Source organism: Bacillus shivajii (genome assembly GCF_020519665.1).
In the GTDB taxonomy this organism is placed as follows: Bacteria; Bacillota; Bacilli; order Bacillales; family Salisediminibacteriaceae; genus Bacillus_CA; species Bacillus_CA shivajii.
This window is the reverse complement of record NZ_CP084703.1, coordinates 560,291-577,850: the sequence shown is the minus strand read 5'-3', so window position 1 is coordinate 577,850 and position 17,560 is coordinate 560,291. Positions and strand designations below refer to the sequence as shown.

Annotated in this window: 15 protein-coding genes; 6 read left to right on the top strand and 9 right to left on the bottom strand. The window is 33.6% G+C overall.

The window, feature by feature from the left end; translation table 11 throughout:
- Positions 1-66: 66 nt before the first annotated feature.
- Positions 67-1,674 (top strand): bifunctional metallophosphatase/5'-nucleotidase, encoded by a 1,608-nt coding sequence (locus LGQ02_RS02870; RefSeq protein ID WP_226516735.1) that lies wholly within the window; start codon positions 67-69, stop codon positions 1,672-1,674.
- A gap of 188 nt (positions 1,675-1,862) precedes the next feature.
- Here LGQ02_RS02870 and LGQ02_RS02865 read toward each other — a convergent pair whose 3' ends face one another.
- The 3 genes from LGQ02_RS02865 to LGQ02_RS02855 all read right to left on the bottom strand — a co-directional run bounded on the left by LGQ02_RS02865 (position 1,863) and on the right by LGQ02_RS02855 (position 7,001).
- Positions 1,863-2,696, bottom strand: a complete 834-nt coding sequence (locus tag LGQ02_RS02865; protein WP_226516734.1) for an NAD(P)-dependent oxidoreductase — start codon at positions 2,694-2,696, stop codon at positions 1,863-1,865.
- A 1,232-nt stretch (positions 2,697-3,928) separates the two neighbouring features.
- Positions 3,929-5,692 (bottom strand): ATP-binding protein, encoded by a 1,764-nt coding sequence (locus LGQ02_RS02860; RefSeq protein ID WP_226516733.1) that lies wholly within the window; start codon positions 5,690-5,692, stop codon positions 3,929-3,931.
- Between the two features lies 1 nt (position 5,693).
- Complete coding sequence (locus tag LGQ02_RS02855; protein ID WP_226516732.1) at positions 5,694-7,001, bottom strand: hypothetical protein; 1,308 nt, start codon at positions 6,999-7,001, stop codon at positions 5,694-5,696.
- Between the two features lie 627 nt (positions 7,002-7,628).
- On the opposite strand from LGQ02_RS02855, the gene LGQ02_RS02850 reads away from it, so the two are divergent.
- Positions 7,629-7,775: a hypothetical protein gene (locus LGQ02_RS02850; protein ID WP_226516731.1), complete on the top strand. Its 147-nt coding sequence runs from the start codon at positions 7,629-7,631 to the stop codon at positions 7,773-7,775.
- Between the two features lie 727 nt (positions 7,776-8,502).
- Here LGQ02_RS02850 and LGQ02_RS02845 read toward each other — a convergent pair.
- Positions 8,503-10,548: a zinc-ribbon domain-containing protein gene (locus LGQ02_RS02845; protein WP_226516730.1), complete on the bottom strand. Its 2,046-nt coding sequence runs from the start codon at positions 10,546-10,548 to the stop codon at positions 8,503-8,505.
- Between the two features lie 1,117 nt (positions 10,549-11,665).
- Positions 11,666-12,211, bottom strand: coding sequence for a hypothetical protein (locus tag LGQ02_RS02840; RefSeq protein ID WP_226516729.1), 546 nt, complete (start codon positions 12,209-12,211; stop codon positions 11,666-11,668).
- 633 nt (positions 12,212-12,844) lie between these two features.
- Between LGQ02_RS02840 and LGQ02_RS02835 the strand changes: the two genes are divergently transcribed.
- Entirely contained in the window at positions 12,845-13,237 is a 393-nt protein-coding gene (locus LGQ02_RS02835; protein WP_226516728.1) for a hypothetical protein, read from the top strand.
- Between the two features lie 24 nt (positions 13,238-13,261).
- Positions 13,262-13,447 (top strand): hypothetical protein, encoded by a 186-nt coding sequence (locus tag LGQ02_RS02830; RefSeq protein ID WP_226516727.1) that lies wholly within the window; start codon positions 13,262-13,264, stop codon positions 13,445-13,447.
- 176 nt (positions 13,448-13,623) lie between these two features.
- Here the strand turns inward: LGQ02_RS02830 and LGQ02_RS02825 are convergent, their stop codons facing one another.
- The gene (locus tag LGQ02_RS02825; RefSeq protein WP_226516726.1) at positions 13,624-14,574 is read right to left on the bottom strand and encodes a tyrosine-type recombinase/integrase; all 951 of its coding nucleotides are present in this window, start codon (positions 14,572-14,574) and stop codon (positions 13,624-13,626) included.
- A 255-nt stretch (positions 14,575-14,829) separates the two neighbouring features.
- On the bottom strand, positions 14,830-15,144 hold the full coding sequence (locus tag LGQ02_RS02820; protein ID WP_226516725.1) for a hypothetical protein: 315 nt from the start codon (positions 15,142-15,144) through the stop codon (positions 14,830-14,832).
- A 560-nt stretch (positions 15,145-15,704) separates the two neighbouring features.
- Between LGQ02_RS02820 and LGQ02_RS02815 the strand changes: the two genes are divergently transcribed.
- Positions 15,705-16,037 carry a YolD-like family protein gene (locus tag LGQ02_RS02815; RefSeq protein ID WP_226516724.1) on the top strand — a complete coding sequence of 111 codons (333 nt, stop codon included), beginning with the start codon at positions 15,705-15,707 and terminating at the stop codon, positions 16,035-16,037.
- Positions 16,038-16,182: 145 nt separating this feature from the next.
- On the opposite strand, the gene LGQ02_RS21245 is transcribed toward LGQ02_RS02815, so the two are convergent.
- Together LGQ02_RS21245 and LGQ02_RS02810 are read right to left on the bottom strand one after the other, a co-directional pair.
- Entirely contained in the window at positions 16,183-16,311 is a 129-nt protein-coding gene (locus LGQ02_RS21245) for a hypothetical protein (RefSeq protein ID WP_264184003.1), read from the bottom strand.
- A 115-nt stretch (positions 16,312-16,426) separates the two neighbouring features.
- Positions 16,427-16,801 carry a hypothetical protein gene (locus LGQ02_RS02810; protein WP_226516723.1) on the bottom strand — a complete coding sequence of 125 codons (375 nt, stop codon included), beginning with the start codon at positions 16,799-16,801 and terminating at the stop codon, positions 16,427-16,429.
- Between the two features lie 269 nt (positions 16,802-17,070).
- On the opposite strand from LGQ02_RS02810, the gene LGQ02_RS02805 reads away from it, so the two are divergent.
- The gene (locus LGQ02_RS02805) at positions 17,071-17,481 is read left to right on the top strand and encodes a hypothetical protein (RefSeq protein WP_226516722.1); all 411 of its coding nucleotides are present in this window, start codon (positions 17,071-17,073) and stop codon (positions 17,479-17,481) included.
- Positions 17,482-17,560: the final 79 nt, after the last annotated feature.

Sequence of the window (17,560 nt, the reverse complement as noted above, 5' to 3'; positions counted from 1 at the left end):
GAGGAAGTTACCGTCGTTGATGCGACCAGCTTTGTCATTGATTTTGACAAAACATATCCTGCAGGCTTGGACATTAACAGAATGGTTGATGTTGAGGTTCAGGCAGATGACGAGACTTTTGAAGCCGAGTTGATGGATTACGAGGTTTCTTCCGAGGATCGGTCGATTGTAACAGTGGAGCACGAAGAACTTGATGGTTTGGAAGGTGTTCTGACGGTAAATGGTTTCGAAGTAGAATTTGATCATTCCGAAGAGGATTTAGAAAGAACTCTTTCATTGGACATTTTCCATACAAATGATATTCATTCAAAGATCGATAACTTTGGTCTAATGTCTGCTTTTATTAATGATCAGGCGGCTGAAGTAGACAATCACCTTTTCCTAGACGGCGGCGATATTTTTAGCGGAAATGCAGTCGTTGACCTACAAGATGGCGAGCCGATTGTCGCATTATTAAACGAAATGGGACTGGACGCCATGGCGATCGGAAACCATGAATTTGATTATGGCCAGGAAGCATTTGCCGAAAGAGAAGAGCAGGCGGAGTTTAACTGGTTAAGCGCGAATACGGAGGTTGTTGATCCTGAAATTCCAATCCAACAGCCGGAGCCGTATAAAATTTACGAGATTGACGGTGTGGACGTCGGAGTATTTGCTCTAACACAAGCACCACCAGCCACTAGCCCGTCTGGCATTGTTGGACTTGAGTTCCATGATTATGTAGAGACAGCAGAGGAATATGCGTACTTACAAGATGAAACAGATATCCTTATCGCATTGACACATATTGGGTTAGGCGCTGATCGTAACCTAGCTGAAAACATTGATTTCTTTGATGTAATTATCGGCGGACATTCGCACAGCCGCTTATATGAAGAGGAAATTGTAAACGGTACGCCTATTGTACAAGCAGGAAGTGATTCCAAGTACGTCGGTCATTTCAACCTTGAATTTGACGGGACTGAGGTCACATTTAATGATTACTACTTGCAGGATGTTGATGAGTTGACTGAAGTCAATGAAGACGTTCAGGCAATGGTTGATGCTTATAACGAAGAGGCCGAAGAGCTTCTCGGAAAAGTCGTGGGATATACGAATACCGGCTTAAGCCGTGAAGCGCGTTATGAGAGAGATACGTCCTTAGGCAACTTCATCACAGATGCGATGAGAGATGCTGTAAGTGATGCTGATATGGCCATTACGAATAATGGTGGTATCCGCGCAAATATCGAGGAGGGTGTAATTACTGCTTCCGATATTTACACAGTGGAACCATTCGGTAACGAACTTACTGAGATGGAGATCACCGGAGAAGATTTAAGAGATGTTATTGAGTATTCTTTCTCCAGAAGCGACAGCATAGATCTGCAGGCATCCGGATTAAATTACACGATTTACACGGATGAAGACGGCGCGTATGTGGACGCTGATCTTTATGTCGATGGCGAGCTAATCGACGACAGCAAGACTTACACGCTGATTACGAATGACTTTATGGCAGAAGGAGGAAGTGGCTATGACTTCTCTGAAGCCACTGTCATTCAGGAGGCTGCCGGCTATATCACAAACGCGATGTTCCAATATATGGATCGCTTAATGGAAGAAGAAGGAGCAGTTGACTACGAAGACGGTGAAGGTCGCATTTCAATTGAAGAAGCGACAGAAGAAGATTAATAGTTTTTTTGAGGGGCCGCAGGTGCGGTCCCCTTTTTTGCACTTTTCGGTTAATTGAAATTGTTGTAGATGAAGCTGTTATCAACGCTTTAAAAGGACACAAAAAAGTTCAAAAGTTCGAGGTAATTATAAATTTGTTCTTCCCCTAGCGCACGCGTTGTACAACAATTGATTACTTTAAACAATTATTAGGCTTTTGGTTTTTCTTTTCCCATAGAATCAAATAACTGTGTAGCTGATAAGGCATTGAATGGTAATGTGACATTGTGTTTAAGTCCTTCGTTGTAAGATGCTTTTAAGTCTGTCATTAGAACGCCTAATGAGGTATCTGCAGTCCAGTCAGAAATATCGTTCCAATTTCGAACTACCCAACTATCACCTGTACTTTCTTGAAGTAAGTTTAATATCTCTTCCTCAGGCAAGTCATATTTCTTCGCTAATTTAAGTCCTTCAGCTACTGCATTTATGTTAATACCCAGAATCATATTGTTAATTAATTTTGCCGCCTCGCTGTTACCTGGTTTATTACCGTAGTAGAACGTATGGGACCCTATCGCATCAAAGTATCCCTTGAAATGATCCACGATTGCCTCAGAACCTGATGTCATAATTGATAATGTACCAGCTTGAGCACCTGAAACCCCACCACTTACCGAAGCAGAAATTATTTTTAATTCACTTTCTTCATCGACTTTCTTACCTAATTTATTCATTGTATCAGGGTCGAGAGTACTCATGACAATAATTGTTTTATCTTTTGGCTGGGCAGATAATAGACCATCTTCTCCAAAAATGATGTCAACATTTTGTTCATAGTCACGAACCATTGAAATGATCGCTTCGTCAGCTTGTTCTGCTACCTCTTTTAAAGTATCTGCCATTATTATTCCAGCACCGTTTGCCTTTTCATATACCCCTTTGAAAGCGTCATAGCCTATCACTTCAAAACCGGCTTTCTTTAAATTAACTGCCATTGGAAAGCCCATCGCTCCTAGTCCTACAAATCCGATTTTTTTACTCATTAAAATTCCTCCTATTTTTAAAAAAAGTTATAATCTATCACATCATTAACTTTATAAAAAGTTGATTAGCTTTGTGTTTGTATGATAAGTCGACACAATCGTGTTAAGGTTATGACCTTAAGAATCATTAAGCTAACCCTAAAAGAAACATGACAACAACAACAGCTATAGAAATATCTGGTTAACACTTATTCTGATAAATCTATTTTTAAAGGTCTTTTATTGTTAGTCCAGTTATTTTATTCAATATTATCAAGAATTCAGCTTAAGGAACAATTGATATGGCTCCTGACTCGATTGTAATAGCCCGGTGAACCGTTCGAGTCTACTAGCCTTACAGAAATAATGTTTCTTTAGCCCAAAATTAATTTAGCTCTATTATGAAATTACCTCGAATTCAAGTCTTCAAGGTACTGGCCTGTATTTGGCATTTAATTTTTGTATGAAATGGCAATTAAGGTTATACAAACACCTGAATTTTCATCCATACGCTATGAGCTTGACACGGAGCCTCTATGGTCATCAAATCAGGCAACACGGCAAGTATATAGCTTGCCAGGCGTAGTAGCCTATCATGACCATCTCTCCGTATAAAGCTGTGTTTATTCATGAATTTGTGCATACGCTTATTTGCTAAAAGATACATTTTTTAAATGCCATAAACACCGGAAGCACCGCCTAACAAAAACTTTTGGAGATATCTTTTCTTCAAAAGTTTGTTAGTGGTGCTTTTTTGCTTTTTTAAAACGATGAATAACTATGAACAATAGTGGAATGTGAATTATGTAAGCAAAATGAAAAAGACTTCTCAGCAGTTTAATCAACTAATGAGAAGCCTCTTTCATATACTTGATGTTAGCATTTTGTTAGCAAATCACTACAAAATCCTATTATATCAAGGGTTTCAGGGGCAGATTACATCATGCCGCCCCTAAGGTGAGAGTGTGTAATATCTTACACGCTGTGTGCGTAGAGTGCGTTATATCAAGGTTTTGTTAAATTTTGTCTGTAACATCTTTAAAGTGAATTGACCGTTTTTAATGAACTCCGTGAGCAAAAATGTGAGCAACATCGTTGATTTATTATCTAAAAAATAACTTCACTTACACATAACAGGATAAAAGAGTATAATTTTATCGGTCCTAATTTAAAGTAGCAGAATGAGCATAGGAGTTATTTTGACACCCACGATGCTATTTAATATATTTTAAGAACAATGAAAAGATAGGATATTATATACTTTCTTTCCTCCACCTCATTATAACATTGTTAAAAGAAGGAGTTTTCCATTCTTCTAACCACTCTTTATGAAATTTAATACTTTGTGATCTTGGTTCAGGATTTGGCAATTCCAATTTAACAATACTTGGTATTGGGGTAGAATCGCCAACAACCAAACATTCTCCAGCAGAAAGAGTTGGCAACACCTCAGATATAGACCGAGAATTATCCGGCAATAAATTTTTGATATAACTTTGATCATTAATATTTGTTAACCGTAAATTTATAAAATTATTACACTGCGCTAGTATTGTGTCTGAAACTTCTGAAGGCCTTTGACTAACAACCATTAAGCTCAAACCATACTTTCTACCCTCTTTAGCAATTCTTTCAATTGACTTTCTTGCTGCCTTATAGTCATTTCCTCCTGTTCGAGGAATATAATTATGCGCCTCCTCACAAACAACCATAAATGGTATATTATTGTGTTCTTTCTGTTCATGTTGTAGTTTAGAATAATGAAATGCAAAATCAAAAATAATACGTGATATTAAGCTAACGGTGGTACTCAAAACTTCAAATGGAATACCACTTAAGTCAATAATTGTAACATTTGATTTATCTAAATATCCCATAAATTGTTTTAATATTTCTTCAAAATGTTCAGTCCTATATTTAGAATTTTCTTCGATGTCTTGATTTAGTAATAGAAAATCTAAGCGCTTATCATTTACTTTTGTTTCAAATCTAGATAAAAATCTGTTAAATTCACCGTTAAATGAACCATTAGATGCTTTAGTAGCTTTTGTATTATTAGAAGTAGTGAATTCCAATTTACGTTCAAAATATAAACTTCGGTCCTCAACAAGCTCACCATTGCTCAACTTTGGAAGATGTTGTTCTCCCTCTATTTTGTTGATAACTTCCTCATTTAAATTATAAATATAATTAAATACTTCATTAATATTAAAATAAATTGGTGAATCATATGTAACTTTTTTAAATTTAGGATTATATTTCTCTTTATTTAAAATTACTGCTCGTTTAAATTGAGACACTTGATTATGAGAATTTTGTTCATTACTTTCTATAAATAAAGATTCTAATTCTTCAGAGTTCATTAACCAATATGGTAGTTTTAATTTTTCTACATCTAAATAATTCAAGTCAAAATTTTCGTTCTTACCAATTTCAAATGCTGATCTATATTCTGAATGTATGTCAAAAATGATTATATGAGAGTTCTTTTTCTTGTCTTTATTTATATTTTTTGCTTCATTAATACCTACAACGTTTTGTAAAATTTTTGCTACAGAACAAGACTTTCCGGATCCTGTTGAACCTACAACAGCAACATGCTTACTAAAAAATTTATCTCCATCCAACGTGAAATCAATCTTATCGTTTTGAGCCAATTTTCCTAGATGAAACATTTTATTATCTTTACTATTGAATATTTTACCTAGTATGTTATTTTCAACTAAAAATACTGGTTCGGTTGGGGAGGGGAGGGAGGGGTTACCCTGATAAAATTCTTCCCCTTTAAATATTCCTATTGGTTGTACAGTAAGAATAAATACATCTTCATCCTTTTCTGTTGCAATCTTAATATTTTGAATAACACATAGTACAAAGTTATGGTTGCCCTCTTGAATTTTAACATACTTACCTATCTGTAATTCCGATTTAGCGCTTTCAAAAACCTTCAAATTATCGATTTTCACCAATATAGATTGAGGAGAACTTTCTACGACACTTCCTATTTTTTTATCCATATCATATCTCCTTTATAATTGATAATAAATATTTCAATTCCTTTAAATTATTAATATCTATACGCGATACGTTTACATCTACTGTATCTATTAAACTGATATCTATTTCTCCTAAAACAAATAAATCATCGCACTTATTCATATTAATATATTGGTTTACTTCATCTGAAAAGCAAGTTACCTTAGCTTTAAATTCTACCCAGTTATCTTTAACAATTCTTTTAGGTTCTTTTGCGAATTCCTTAAAGTAAAATGTGTCACCAATATAGCCAGTAATTATAGAAATATCTCTTAACACAAACCTTTTGTGATATTCTGACAATCTATTTTTATCTGTCTTTATAAAAAAGCATGGAGTTTCCGTATGTAATTTAATTTTGGAGTTATAATATTCAAGATAGTCTTTAACGAAAAGAATAAATTCATCATCAAAATCTTCAATTGAATTCGGGTCAATTAAGAAATACCGTAATCTAGAATTAGCATTTAATGACGGCATTAATTGTTTCCTTTTTATCTTTAATAGTTCCTTACGAGATAATAGTTCACTTGTCCATCGACTCATAGCTGTTTTTTTGTTCTTATTTAAGAAACCTATTAATTTGTCTTTGTTCGTTATCCTTTTACCTGCTTCTGGTAAAATACTAAATTCGGCAATATATTGAATAGCATTAGGATAAAATAAATCATTAACATCATCAGTTGAGAATCCTTCTACTTGTAATAACCCCTTGGATTCTTCAGTTAAATTTTCATAAGAATCACCAATTTCAAAAACAAAGTGGTTCTTTAAAAAATCATCTATATCAACAACTAATTCAAGTTTATTTATTCTGTAATATTCCTTTATTTGAGCTTTTTCCTCAGAAGTTTTACTAGGCTTTTTTAATAAGTCTTGGATTTTTTGATCCTTTGGAGGCTTAATTTTAGATATGTATTTATTAATATAATCAAAGTTAGTTGTTGTAATAATTTCCTCAAGTTGTTTTTTTGTGATCTTTTTAATTCCAATTCTTTCATTAGGAAAATACGCATATAGAATATATTTAATGTTAGGATTTTCATTTTCCAAAAAATGACACATCATTTGAAGAACCGGTTTATATATATCAGATAAATTAAATTGTTTTTTAGACTCGTGGTATTTGCACTGTATTGCGCTAGTAAAGTTAGAGTCTTTTACATCTATATCTTCTATAATTCCCTCTATTTGTATAGCTTCTTTATAACCACTTTTCAAAATTACATTTAATGTTTTGTTGAACTGATATAAAAATCCCTTTATTGTATGATCAGCTTCCCTACTCATTGCAACCTCCCTCTATAAATATCCTGTTATTACTGGATTTCTCATCAATTGTATCTACTATAATATTAAAGTATCATACAAATTAAACGAATTATCGACAAAGTCACATCGAACCTCTGATTTTCGTAATGTTTAATTATATATTCCCTTGATTCTATTTCAAAGAAAAAGATTGGTGTTTACTCTATTTTGAAATCATTGGTGAATATTGTCAATGTAAATCTTGTTTTGACAAATACGTTTGAATAAGCCCTGTTTATTCTGTCCATACTTAAACCAAGTTGTTAGTGCAACTTGTATGTCAATCAAGGAAGAGGTGTAAACAACACCTCTTCCTTTTGTTATTTCTAATTAACTTTCAAACCTCCAAAAAATTTCCCATTTACTCTTCAAATATAAAAATCCCAAGATATAATGATTTTCGATTAACCGGTTAGTTCATAAAAATTTAATAATGTAACAAAACAAGCGAAGACCGCGTTCAAATGACAGAGGATAAAAGTAAGAAACGAGAACTAAATGAAGGCATGATTGATAGGTTGCTAGACAAATGTAAAGAGGCGAGGGTTTCGAAGTACATTATCGAAAGGTTTGTTCATTACTATGTTAGGCAAGGGGGTGATAACGGTGCAAAATCTGATTCAGCTACTAAACGAGTTAGAAGTACCAGCAATTGAATCAAAGATCGTTATTGTACCAAGAGAACGTAACACAGAAAGTGACCTCTCCTATCAGTTACAGATAAATCTAGATTCAGACACGAAAAGTAAATAGTATAAATTTAACCCTTCCCGTCAATGAATGAAACGACAACATGGCTATCCAATAGTCATTAAGACTGTTCAAAATAAAATGGCAAGACTATTAAAGGTTTCAGGACTGAATCACGAGTTAACACCACATTCACTAAGACACACCATACATCACTCTTAGCAGAAGCCGGTGTAGGGCTTCCACAAAATATGGACCGACTTGGCCATTCCGATGTTCAATTCACCAAAAATATATCCCCTTTTGTCACAAAAAATGAAAAAGAAGCTTCTCACAAGTTTCGTCAACTTATGAAAAGCTCCTTTATATATGTTAGCAAAATGTGATCATTTCACTCTCACCTTACTTAAAAATCCCATTATATCAAGGGTTTAAGGGGCAGATTACATCATGCCGCCCATCTGTCCCCAGGTAGTAACATCTTATTCAAAGTAGCTTAAACGTGCGTTAAATCAAGGTTTTTATATTCCAACAATGTAACATTTAACACTAAAATATACTACTTTTTTTAGGGGAGCAGTACCTTTTTAGTACCTTTAATCTGAAATCAAGTAATATTTCACCATTTGTAAAGTAACTTTTTCATTCATACGATTACATCTTAATTCAAATAGTACGTTAATGAAATCACAATATTCGCTAAATTAATTATTCATTCTCATCCCCAGTTGTGTTCATGCCATGAGTAGTACTCTTCTCTTACATTAGCTATTAAAACTATAAAAATTATTTACTTTTCGCAAAGATTACACGGTGATTTTCTACGAACTTTGTTTCTTATAGCTGTGTATTCTTCGTTTCCACAGATATTACATTTCCAAAATACTTTCTGTTGAGAATGAATAGAGATTTTCAAAATGTCTACTTTTTTATTTTTTTTATAATCCCAATGCTTTATTAACTCTGGCAGAGAATTTATTAGCAAGTTATATTTCTTTGGTACCCTTCCAGAACACCTAGGACAGCCACTACCCTTTTTCTTATTTCTCTGATCAACTCTTGCACTATATCTATAGGAACATTTTAAGCACTTCCAAGTGGCAGTATAAGAAGACCTAGGGCTTACTTCTAAGGGGGATTTAATATTGCCCTCCAAATCCCACTCCATTGTTAATCTTGGATTATTTGCAGCTAAACTATTTTCTTTTAAAATTCTTCTATTACTACAATATGGACATCTTTGTTTAGATAAGGTTATTTTACAAATTCTTTCTTCCCAAAAATGCCCTTGATCGCATTTCCACCAGGCTTTTTTCCCACTTCCATATGAAACAATATAGGGTGATAAATCATTTTTACCATAGTCCCACATTCTTAGTATGTTAGGGAACTTTGCAGCCAAACTATTTTCTATTTTAAAGCATTCTCTACAGGTAGGGGTCTTTATTTTTTTACATATCTGTTGTTGGTAACTATGCCCCTTTTCACATATCCACCAGGCTTTATGGTTTGAACCTGGAACATAATTAAATATTGTTTTTTTATTTTTTTCGTTATCCCACTGTTTAATTAATTCAGGATGATTATAACCGAGTGAATTCATATAAGTCACTTTTTTATTTGAACAATACGGGCAACCATTTCCTTTAACTCGATTTACAATAGTTGATTGCCACCTCTCTTTACACACTACACATATCCACCAAGCTTTATTGTTACTTCCATAAGGAAAGTAACGTGGCCTAAGTAGACCATTATTTTCAGTATCCCATTCTTCTTCTAAATGAGGCTTTATACTCAAAAAATTATTCTCTAGTATTTGGCTAATGTACTGTTGCTGTATTTTTATTGAATCTCTTCTGACATCGATATCGAGCGTTATATGATTAACATTAGCATAATTAAAAAGATCTGCCATTAATAATTTTAATTTCTTATTTAATTCATCAGTAGAATTGTTTTTTAGTTGATAACATATATTACCTACATCAACTCCTTGTAACTCATGCCCCCTGAACCTCCATAAAATAATATCCGATAGTTTTAATTTATTGTTCTTTTCAATATCTTTTACTTTGTTTTTTATATGGTAATAACCATCATACTCAATCCCTAACTGAAGTGAAGGAATGAAAACATCAATCTCTATTTGATTAAATTTATATCTATTTTCAGCATCCCTAAAGTGCTGCTTCACATAATAAAATATTGCTTGCTCATTAAATGAAGTTTTAAATTGACTGGAACACTGTCTGCAACCTAGATATAAGTTGGTTCTATTTTTAGGTGATTGTTTAAATTCATGACCTGATATACATATCCACCAGCAATTCTTTGTGTAATTTGCTGAGACTTCAGAAGGCAGTTTTTTATTCTTTGTTGGATGCCACTGCTTTGCTATATCGGGCTTTTTGACTTCTAGGGAATCCTCATAAACAACTATTTTGTTATTACATACAGGACAACTATTCAATTTCTTATCTTTAATTACCATTTTGAATTCATGTTTCTTTTCACATATCCACCAAGCTTCACTGCCCGAACCACTAGTTACACCAAAAGGGTTCATTTTGTTTTTCGAAGGATGCCATTGCTTTGCTATTTCCGGTTTATTCCTAGCCAAACTATTTTCATAACAAACTTTCTGGTTTGAACAATATGGGCATTTAGAGGTTTTTATTGAATAAACTCTTTTTTTAAAATCATGCCCCCTGTTACAAATCCACCAAACTTCTTGACTGGATCCATAAGGTACATCTTCAGGTTTTAGTGGATTATTTTTTCTGTAATTCCAATATTTCAATAAATCAGGGTATTTTTCATAAAAGGATTTCATCTAATCATTCCTAACAATTTGTATTAATATAGATTAACCCCTTAATACCTCTTTTTGAGTATTAGAGAAAAAGCTATAATCCTCTAGTAATACAGTATTTTTTACGCTCTTAAATTTGACTGGTTTTACTTTGATCCATGAAGTGTAGAAAAGACTGATATAAAGGGATTTTTGATACTTTCATTTTAATGAGGTTTAGTGCTATTTTTCAAAGTAGATAATCAAAAGATCATTAAGGATCATCATTAATATATTTATGGCGGGCAATATGAGGTAATGGTGCATGTGCTACACACATTAAAAAATATGGTTGGTGTTCATAGTAGATTCACTTGTGAGGTGCAAAATCGTTTATCGTAGACCAAGTCACAACCGTCAACTCTAAACGATGTATATCCTGGTTAAATGCCCATTATTCCAATTCATTAAAAACTTTGTTCCTACAGCTACTCCCTATCCTCTGTAATTCTTTAAATTCCAACAACAATGTTAGCAGAATGTTTATTTCTTCTCTCATTACCGCCCATAGCTACTAAGAATCCAACTAATTTATGGTCACTCTCAGTGACCTGAATAGTAGAGTCATCATTGGATTCAATACTCAATATCATCTTTCGTTAACTAATTATCACTTTATTTCTCTCCCAGCAATTAAAAAGTTCAGTAATAAATAAACAAAAACAGTAGAGCAGCGAGAATTTGTTCCGCTATCGCTCTTTAATTAAAAGGGGTTGTAACCTTTGTCAAAGGGTATAAAAACTATATAGATTGCTCCTAAAAAAACAAGCCAAAAAAGTACTGATGTAAGTCGTTGCCTGAAGTATTTGGTCTTTTTTATTAAAAGGCCAAATACCAAGGAATAGAGTACGAATAGTAGATATGATAATCCGAACCAGTTAATCCACGTATTTCCAATATATTCAATTCCAGAGCTCTCATAAGTATTTTTTAGAGTACTTCTTGAAAGAAAAAAACCAATTATTAGAAAGAAAAGTACTTCAAAAAATCGAATAATATCCTTTTTCCACCACTGCAAAAATCTCCCCTCCTATTTAACACTTCACTTGTTAAAAGCATTATTTCCACAACTCCACTAAACTTTCCTTTAGCTGTATCCTCAATAATTATCATTGGTGTTAACTACATTACCTGCTATGTCTATAAAACGGATATTTAGATCATCAGTTTGAATTTCGTTTTCAGTGTCAATAAATACCCAAGATCGATTATTATTATCAAGTTCTAAAATCATTGCTTCATTATCATTAAGTAAGACCTTTTCTGTATCAAATGCATACTCATCTGGTATCCACCCTGTAATAAGACTTGAGGTCCTTGAAATGCTGTTTGAATTGTCTCCGGTAGAAGTAGAATATGAACCCATCCTCCAACCAAAAGAATTTTCTTCAAATAGGGCGAATGCGAAACGGTTCCCAGCATCAAATAAAATTACTGCATAATTGTCATTTTTGCTAATCGTTTTATCAACAATATCATCTTGTTTGATGTTTTCTAGAACAAGCAAATTATCAAACGCTTCCTCTACTGAAGAAAAACTTATACTTTTTGTTTCAATAAGTGCGAGAGAAACATACAGCATTAATAAAGTTATAATTACAGTTAAAATGACTTTTTTGTTAAAATGAAACCGTCTTTGTTTCAATTGTTCTCCCCCCATTCTTCATTAGTACTCTTTTCCTAAACTCCCTTTTCTTTAAGTGCATTATTTCACAACACCTATATATTCGCTCCATCCATTTTAACATAATTATCCAATTTGTTTTTTTCTTACTAAGGATTTCACAAGTTAAATTACAGCAAAATCAACAAAAAAGTATGTAATTTCCGCTATGAAAATCCATACATTTTTATTTTCCATATTTTATTTATGCCTCTAAATCATATATATTCGTATACCCCCATGTTTCCAATTCAATATATATTTACCTCAACAAATTACAATTAATAATGAATAGTAATTTTTGTCCTTCTGACTGACAACAAATACAGCACAAGGTGGAAAATATTGTTATCCACAAGACGGATAACAATTTTAAAAGTGAAAATTTTGTGGAAAAGTAGAGAAAACATACAAACGGCAGGTACTCTGCTCATGACCTATTTCAAAGTATACATGATATAATTTTTTTGTATTAAAAGTTATCATAATTACCATCGTCACAAACAAAAATTTTATAAAACAGTTGAAATTATCGGATTATTTTATTAATATCAATATTAGAAACACTCCCCTTATAAAGTTACCTCAAAATTATCTTCGAAAGGAGCCTCTATTATGGCAAATAGTGAAATTAAACGTATGACATCTGCGTATGAATTACTCTATGAAATCGAAACCTCTTTAAAGGATCACGTAAGTCAAACGTTATCCAAAACTTACGGGAATCATTGGCCAATTGTCCTAAAAGACAAAAAACGCTTCGAAAAGGTCTACTTTCATGACCTCATCGTCTACTATGGGAAGTATCCCCCTCTTGATAAATTTTTCTCATTATCCCAGCGAAAGAAATTATACAGATTAACAAATGTTCGAAATAAAATTGCACACATGCACCATTTATCTTCTTCAGATTACGAACTCCTAACAGAATGTCACCAGCTAGTTTTCCAAAATCTTAGGAATGGAAAAGCATCAAAAGAAAAAACACCACCACTGACTAAAGTATAATAATATAACAGGTAGGTGATTCATATGACTAAAAACAAAACTAGTACAAATAAATGTAAGCAGAGTATTAATAAGCAATCACAGAATGCGTTCGTTAAAATGTTAATTGATCAAGGAGCAGAGGTTAAGTTCACGGACTCATTAGTCGAAGGGTATACAGGACCAATTATTACAAACGATAATGAAGATAACGGTTCAAACAATGCTTAATTCGTCTTCAATTTATATATAAACGACCGTTTAAACAGATTACTTGTATGAATAGATACTATATAAGTGACCAGTACTATTGAAGAAAATAGGTAGGGGCATACACCCTTTCACCCTGTATGCCCCCTGAACAATTTAACCGGATATTTGAGAGTAAGTGTATGACACTTTTAAATTTACGACCTTTTATTAACCCCCTCTTCATTATCCTCTTCCGCTAGATAAATTTTTGTTACTTGATCACGACCGTGCCCTAGGAGCTCTGCAACCTCTTTTCTTGCTTTCTTCTTTTTCATACCATTATCGATACGTAGTTTATATTGCCACCTAGCATAAGAATGTCTCAGCCCATGAAAATGCAAAGGCTTTTTGTCATCCTTTTCATCATCGGTAAAGAATGTCCGATAATTGCTAATCCAATTTTGAATAGATTTCATCGCTTGCTTGTGTGTTCTGCCATGCCTCAAAAAGATTTTTTCATTTGTCTCGACTTTCAAGATCTCCGCAATCAATCGTTTTGCAGCCGGATTAATTGGGGCATCTCTAGGAATTCCACCTTTAGTATTACTCAAAGCTAAATACTCTTTCTTCATAGCATCCCGTACTTGAGTCCTGGTCACCGCTGTTGTTTCTTCTATCCTTAACCCAAGTAATCTACCGAAACGAATAGCCCAATCAATATCTGTTCTACCCATTTCTCTTGCTATCGATAAGGCATGCTGTACTTCATCATTTGACCAAGCACGATCAACTCCACCCATTTTTCTTTTTTCAGCACCTACGAGAGAATAATCTCCAGACAACTTCGGATACCGCTTTTTCGGCAACATTGAATGTAGTTTTTTAATACTTGAAATATCCGTTTTTATCGTAGTTGCTGTGATTCCTGACTCTATCGATGCTTTAACAAAGGACTCTAGATGCTTATCACTAATATTTTTAAAGTTCTTAGAAGAATATTCTATCGCAAGATGCTTACAAAACACACGTACACCAGCACGGTACCTCTCTGTCCCTCGCTTACCTTGATAATGTGTTCTCCAATCAAATACTTTTTCAGCTTGCCTCCATAAATTATCAAAAACACTTTTTTGTTTTTCAGTCATATACCAGCTTCTTTTATCCATTTTTTCACCTTCCTTAATTTGTACATAGGTATCCCATTGGCAAAGGGTCGAATTTCATGTCTATTTCATATCTAAGCACTTTAAGAAACGCTTCATATCAGGGATCGGCTTTTTCCTCCCTACGTTGTCTCACTCTTTGTACTTAGACCAAAACAAAAACATGTTGCGTTCAATTTTATTTATTAGTTAAGCAGCAAACGGCATAAGAATCCCGCTTAGCGGATGCCTCTCGGCTATGCCTAATGCACAAATTACTTACACGTCATATACGTGCCACCATCTTGGTGAGTGCATCGTAGATTTCTCCTTTTCCTTATGAAGGGCTACGACCTCCCTCACATGATCGACTTTACCAACTTGTTTCCCACCTTTATTTGGTGTCGCCATATCTATGACTCTTCGTATTAGCTCGCCAGCTCCCTTATTTTGAAGCATATTTACTGGATTGCGAGATAAGGGACTCGCTGAAGTTTGAAAACGATACTGTTTCCTCCATTTCAATTTTTCTTTTACCACTAATTTTTGACCTTCTGTCCGTTTAATCATTTTGGCTATTCTTTTAAATATCATTTTAAAATCCTCCTCTGCATTCTCTGGTTTAAAACACAAAAAAGGCGCACCGATCCTCACTACGTTCATTAGTGATTTTCGATACGCCTTACGCGTTGATTTAATAATTTTAGATTATAGCATACTTTTGGTTCTTTGAACGTTCTCTTTCTGCAGACCGAGCTTACGATCGGAAAGTATACGTCCCTACTTGCTCACCTAGAGCCTATTTATCTGTCTGCCTTCATTTAGCTCTCACTAAGTGAGGAAATGTACACAGACTAAAATAAGATAATTGGAATATAAATCAATTTTACCATTGTCTCTCAATTTTTCAAGTCTATTTGAAAAAAAGATATGATTCACCTTATATCAAATTTGTTAAACACTTCACAAAGTGATCTTATATAAAATTATCAATTAGTTAGACTAAGATTTAGTTTACAAACGATACTATCTGGTTTTGATGAAATGCGACCTAAACAATTTAATTATTAATGGATAACACCGCCAAAAAAACGAACGTATGTTCTTGATTTTTCAACAAGATTTGTTATCCTTATTAAAGGAGCGTGATTTTCATGAACTTAAAGGATAACCGTGATCGCGGAAATATAAAGTGGACAGCTATGATGTTACCAGAGCATGTTTCAATGCTTAAAGAAAAGCAGCATGAGATGTTAAAATGTCAAAAGCCAAAATTGGATCCTCAACAAATTGAAGAATATGAGTTTCAAATTGCAGAAGCAGTGGAATACAATTTGACATTAACTTTTGAATATTGGAAAGATGGCTTTAATGTGGAGTTTGATGGTCAAGTACATTTTGTAGACCATGTCTTAAAAAAGCTTCATGTTGTCAATGAAAATGAGGTTGAATATATTTCAATTCAATGCATTGCATCTATTCGGTAATATTTACAACTCTATATATTCCTTCAAGTCATTATGTTTCCAATATTAGTAGTTCATAACTCTTCTGTTAATTTTATTTTTTTAAAATTAGAAGAGGGCACAAACACCAACTTCGCTTCTGATAGAAATGACGTTTCATCAAATACTATGCTGGTTTATGGCGGCGGTGACTACTGACTTTCGTTCCATCAGCTCTTCTATAAGAGCTAACAGTAACGGTCATAGGGCCACGACGGCGAGGGCTGCAACTACACTTTCCACGACGTTTTGCCATATTGACCACCTCCAATCTCTAAGAGATTAGAAGTGAGCGGTTGGTGAGTGACCTCTTAATTAATAGTTCAACAAAGTCAATCAAAAACCTTCATAAACTTGAGCATAATAGCCTATTACTCATAAACATTAAACTGGGTATTTCTACAAGAATAACAAGTTAAACTACCAGATAAGGGTGAAACAGGCTTATGACAATACATACATTTTCTTTTTGTATGACAACTAACTTCAAATTGTTTACTATTTTCATTGCTTTGCCTCACCTGAGCCTTGTTAGTATGTTTCTTCACGATAACAGCCAATCTCTCTTCCGCTTTCTTCTCCGTAAGAAACATGTCAACTCCATACTTAGCCTCTATTTTCCTTTTAGATGTTGGAATATCAACTAAAAAAAATTTATCATGAACTTTGTTTAAAACCCTCCCTGTTTCTACTTTACCAAAGGTAATCACGTATACCAGGTGTCCTGGAGTAATAGAATATTTCATATACTAACAATCTACTCCCTTTTTCATAAAATCTTTACTGTTTGAATGCATATAAAATAGAAAAACAAATACCCTCCATTCTCTCTCCGACTAAAGTTTCCATAGTTTAGTCTTTTCCACCGCTTAGAACAATGCTTTTACGAGAAGTGTTTGTATGGTACTCATCTCCTATAATATACCATAAAAATTGACCCTCTTAGTTGATATATACATTAATATTAGTGTACATTTGAGGTTAGGAATACATTATTACATGGGGAGTGAAGAGTATGATTAACAACATTATCAAAGAGGACTTAGAAAAATACATTAATAAGGGTTTTTCTAATTTACTTAAGCTTAATATAGAATCAATAGATGAATTAAAGACAATCAAATTAAGTGATTATCATATTAAAGCTAGCACCAAGGTCTTGAACAAGGACCAAAGAGAATTCACATACAACTTAATTACCATCAAAGGACTTGATTATTTATTGTGCTATCAGAATGTAGGCGACGAGTATTTCAACGGTTTTATAAGAGCATACGTAACGTGCCTTGATGACCAACATTTTTCAATTCCCGAATTTAATTCAGATAATAATATGTACAGAGCGCTTTATGATTCGGATATATACAAAGTTGATCACTCACTTGAGGATAATTTGTATGAGTCAGAGGTGGATATACTACCATAATCTAAGAAAAGTCCATACAAAAGTATGGGCTTGTCTGTGTAAACGACATTAAGAATGGCGCGCAATCTGACAACAGATT

Excerpts from the sequence above, each read along its gene's own strand:
- LGQ02_RS02865 (WP_226516734.1), bottom strand. The coding sequence starts at position 2,696 with ATGAGTAAAAAAATCGGATTTGTAGGACTAGGAGCGATGGGCTTTCCA.
- LGQ02_RS02860 (WP_226516733.1), bottom strand. The coding sequence starts at position 5,692 with ATGGATAAAAAAATAGGAAGTGTCGTAGAAAGTTCTCCTCAATCTATA.
- LGQ02_RS02855 (WP_226516732.1), bottom strand. The coding sequence starts at position 7,001 with ATGAGTAGGGAAGCTGATCATACAATAAAGGGATTTTTATATCAGTTC.
- LGQ02_RS02845 (WP_226516730.1), bottom strand. The coding sequence starts at position 10,548 with ATGAAATCCTTTTATGAAAAATACCCTGATTTATTGAAATATTGGAAT.
- LGQ02_RS02835 (WP_226516728.1), top strand. The coding sequence starts at position 12,845 with ATGGCAAATAGTGAAATTAAACGTATGACATCTGCGTATGAATTACTC.
- LGQ02_RS02830 (WP_226516727.1), top strand. The coding sequence starts at position 13,262 with ATGACTAAAAACAAAACTAGTACAAATAAATGTAAGCAGAGTATTAAT.
- LGQ02_RS02825 (WP_226516726.1), bottom strand. The coding sequence starts at position 14,574 with ATGGATAAAAGAAGCTGGTATATGACTGAAAAACAAAAAAGTGTTTTT.
- LGQ02_RS02820 (WP_226516725.1), bottom strand. The coding sequence starts at position 15,144 with ATGATATTTAAAAGAATAGCCAAAATGATTAAACGGACAGAAGGTCAA.
- LGQ02_RS02815 (WP_226516724.1), top strand. The coding sequence starts at position 15,705 with ATGAACTTAAAGGATAACCGTGATCGCGGAAATATAAAGTGGACAGCT.
- LGQ02_RS21245 (WP_264184003.1), bottom strand. The coding sequence starts at position 16,311 with ATGGCAAAACGTCGTGGAAAGTGTAGTTGCAGCCCTCGCCGTCGTGGC.
- LGQ02_RS02810 (WP_226516723.1), bottom strand. The coding sequence starts at position 16,801 with ATGAAATATTCTATTACTCCAGGACACCTGGTATACGTGATTACCTTT.
- LGQ02_RS02805 (WP_226516722.1), top strand. The coding sequence starts at position 17,071 with ATGATTAACAACATTATCAAAGAGGACTTAGAAAAATACATTAATAAG.